General features: G+C 42.6%; 1 protein-coding gene. It reads right to left on the bottom strand.

The features are described 5' to 3' along the window. Positions 1 to 587: GNAT family N-acetyltransferase (locus R8N49_RS28930; protein WP_318190676.1), on the bottom strand; the 587-nt coding region annotated here is incomplete at both ends.

The following is a 587-nucleotide window of genomic DNA, read 5'->3' as shown; positions in this document are numbered from 1 at the left end:
CTGACATTTGTTTCGTGCCTTTAATTTTGCAATAGCTGATGATCTTCTCCATCAAGATTTTTCCTAATCCTTTTCCTTTCAAATCTGAGCGAACCAAAATCGCAAATTCAGCATCACTGTTGTCTGGCGTGATCAGCGCACGCGCGACACCAATGATCGACGGTCCACTTTTATCGAATGCTACTGCGACAAAGGCCATCTCTCGGTCGTAGTCAATTTGAGTAAAATTAGCTAAAGCTTCGTGATTGAACTCACCAACCTCTGAGAAGAACCGTTTATAGAGATCTTCTTTAGATACACTATTGATGAACTGAGCGTGGAGTGGCTCATCTTCAGGAAGAATTGGACGAAGAAGGATTGGTTGACCATCACGCAGTGTCACAGTTTCAACAAATTCAGCAGGGAAAGGGCGAATAGCCAGTCGTTTTTGAGCGTCACCTTCATATTTGCAAAGCGTCACATCAGCATCAAGTATGGTTAAGTCATCTCCAGACACCAATACTGGATGGATATCCAGTCTTTGTATTTCAGGTAACTCAACCGCCATTTGCGAAATACGAACTAAGAATTTTGACAGCTCAGTGATA

The organism is Vibrio sp. 1978, from assembly GCF_033344345.1.
This window is presented reverse-complemented; position numbering and strand designations above follow the sequence as displayed.